Annotated in this window: 4 protein-coding genes; 1 reads left to right on the top strand and 3 read right to left on the bottom strand. The window is 63.8% G+C overall.

The genetic code is table 11. The annotated features are described in order from the left end of the window. Positions 1-413 (bottom strand): alpha/beta hydrolase fold domain-containing protein (locus GXY47_00700; GenBank protein NLV29645.1); only part of this gene is annotated, 413 nt, incomplete at its 3' end. Between the two features lie 634 nt (positions 414-1047). Here GXY47_00700 and GXY47_00705 point away from each other — a divergent pair. Continuing rightward, a complete protein-coding gene (locus tag GXY47_00705) occupies positions 1048-1350 on the top strand; it encodes a type II toxin-antitoxin system HipA family toxin (protein NLV29646.1) in 303 nt (100 codons plus the stop codon). Here the strand turns inward: GXY47_00705 and GXY47_00710 are convergent. Together GXY47_00710 and GXY47_00715 are read right to left on the bottom strand one after the other, a co-directional pair. Next, positions 1347-1811, bottom strand: a complete 465-nt coding sequence (locus GXY47_00710; protein NLV29647.1) for a hypothetical protein — start codon at positions 1809-1811, stop codon at positions 1347-1349. The two genes, GXY47_00705 and GXY47_00710, sit on opposite strands and share 4 nt — an antisense overlap. A gap of 406 nt (positions 1812-2217) precedes the next feature. Beyond that, the coding region (locus GXY47_00715; GenBank protein ID NLV29648.1) for a transposase at positions 2218-2741 on the bottom strand (524 nt) is incomplete at its 5' end.

Here is a 2741-nt window from a genome sequence, read left to right on the forward strand (position 1 = left end):
GCGTCGGGGGATTCCGTCACGGCGGTCCCGATGGCGACCCCCCCGCCCGCCGAAAACCCGAGGATGCCGATCCGTTTCGGGTCGATGCCGTACCTGGCCGCGTCCCGCCTGAGGATGCGGATCGCCTGCCGGCCGTCCGCGATCGCCATCCCGATGACCTTGAGATGTTCCTGGTCGTCGGGCGCCGGGTTGGCGTTGCCGCGCCGGTCCAGGATTTCCCTGAAGGAGAGTTCCTTCCCCATCCCCATCGGCATCTTTCGTTGCGGGATTCCCGCCCGCGGCGCTCCGGGGGGACGCCCGCCGCCCGCGGGCGCGTCGGGCACGACCCGGTACTTGAGAATGAAGGCCGCGATGCCCCGGGAGTTCAGCCACTCGGCGGTTCGTTCCGGCTCGGCGAACCCCAGCATGCGCATGGCGCCTCCCGGACAGAGGATGACGGCCGTCCTGTTCGCCCCGGCCTTTTCCGGAAGATAGACCGTGAGGGTGGGATGGACGACGTTCGCATACACCTTCGAGCCCCCGGGCCCTTCGGTGACCCGTTCGCTATGGGTCCAATCCTCGGACCCCGGCGCCGTCCCGGGCCAGACGGGAATCGTCGGTCTCGAGGGGGCTGCAGAGTTGGCCGATGGCCGATCGGGCGCATTCCGGGCCAGGGCCGGGAATGCGGTCAGCGCGGCCAGAATCCCCCAAGCACATAGCGACACTATCTTTTTCATGGCATCAGACTCCTCAAACCGTGGCGTTTTACTGCCCGGGCACCGAGCTCTTATCTTAACAGGATCGGGGCCGATCGGCGGAGAAATGGCGGGATGAAGAAACCGGAAGGGGGACGGGTCGCCGCGATTCTGGGAATCAGCGAGCGCAACGATTTCGCCATGCTGGAGCGGATCGGAGGCGAATGCGCCGGAGCCGTCAGCCTGCTGCCCGAGGATGCGCCCCCTCCCGACCCCGGTGACACGCGCGCGCGGATGCTGGATGAGCCGGAACTGGAACAGATCGTCGCGGAACTGCCGCTCCGCCCGCTGATGGCGGGACGCGAAGGTCGGGCTGAATGTCGCACAGGCATCCTTCCGCCGCGTCGGAGACCACCCGTGCGTCCTCGTCCGGCGCTACGACCGCGACATCGGCACGGACGGCTCGGTCAGGCGCGTGCACCAGGAGGACTTCTGCCAAGCGATCAAATTCCCCCCCGAGCGCAAGTACCAGCAGGAAGGGGGCCCGCTGCTCTGCTACTGCATCGGGCTGCTGCGCGCGGGGTCCACGTTGCCGGCCCTCGATATCCGGGCCTTTCTCGACGGCCTGATCTTCAACTACCGCGGGACCGGGCGGGGGCGCTGCCAAGCTGTCTAGGCTGAACCCGGCGGGGGGAGCGGGGCGGGGGCGGTTTCGAGCGCGGGCGTGATTTTCTGCAGGAACTCCGCGATCGACTCGAAGCGGCTGGAGTCGTCGAGATCGTGGCGCGTGAGCCGATATTCCAGGTGATCTTCCGAGAAGCTCAGGGAGCCGTCGGCGATCATGTCCGCAAGCTCCCGCCGGGAGAGGACCCAGCCCGAATGCTTCGACGCGAGCGCCACGAAGAAGTAGGTCCCCGCTTTTTGGGTCAGCAGGTCGAAAACACCGACAAAGTCTTTTCCCAGTCCCCAGCGCGCCTCCCCGGCGCCCGGGCTGGTCTTGACGATCAGGTAGGTGCTCTTGTCGAGCAGGAAGTAGTTCCGTCCCTTGAACAGGCCCTCAAGCCTGGTCCCCTCCAGGCAGGATTTCAGATCCCTGGCGCCGATGGCCGCGGCAAATTCCAGAACCTCGTTGCCCATCCCGATTCCCCCAAAATCTTCCGTCCGCCCCATGGCCCGATGCGTCCATGGAGGAGGAGTCCATTATGGGCCTTCGCCGGGTCTATGGGAACAGGGTTCCATCGGCGCCGCCATGGCATTGTACCGGAAAAGCCTGGGCGTCCATGGCTTCCACGGCCGGGCCGGGCCGACTTAAGTCCTTTTAACCCGCTTTATTCACCAAGCGCACTGAAACCAGCATTGTAATGCCGTCCTGGCTCCTTGGAAACAAGATTGCGGCGGTGACTTCAGAGAAAACGGTAACCAAGGACCATTTAAATGGGCCCGAATGGACCCGAGAGCAAAGTCAGGCTACCTCCCCGGCGATAACGCGCACACCACTCCCATCAAGCCCGCACTTCCTTCCAGGTTTGAAGGGTGAAAGCATTCAGAGCTGCGCGCCGACTGCGGCAGCGATCGAGCGCCAGGTGGATACCCAGGGGCAACTCAACGGCAGGTGAATGACGAGCCTGCGGAATGAACGTTTGACGACGGCTCCCAGCTTCAGGAGGCGATTCCGCAAGGTGCATACCTGAGCGTTCTGAAGCTCGCTGCCGGCGGCAAGCCGCCTAATCTCCTGCATCAACAAGTATGCGGCTGAGGTCAGCAGAAGCCGGAACTGATTGGCCTTGAAAGATGTGCAGCTCGTGCGGTCGATCTCGAGGCCATGGTGCAATTCTTTGATCTTGTTCTCCACATCCCCGCGGCCGCGATAGATTCCATAAACGCGCTCCGGCCTGAACGGGATGTTGGTCACGACATAGCGAGCATTGTCTCTCGGGTCACGTCCAGGGAAACGTACCACCTCTGCTTTGACCACAACCCGGCGGGGTTCGTGCCAGGTCTTGGCCCTATATTGAAATTCCGAGAATATGGTTTCGGTCTTGTTGCTGATGACGGAAAGGGCACGCA

The sequence above is a fragment of the Acidobacteriota bacterium genome (assembly GCA_012729555.1).
GTDB lineage: Bacteria > Acidobacteriota > UBA6911 > UBA6911 > UBA6911 > UBA6911.

Bases quoted from the DNA above. Each gene is read 5' to 3' on its own strand.
- GXY47_00710 (NLV29647.1), bottom strand. From the start codon at position 1,811: ATGGGCAACGAGGTTCTGGAATTTGCCGCGGCCATCGGCGCCAGGGAT.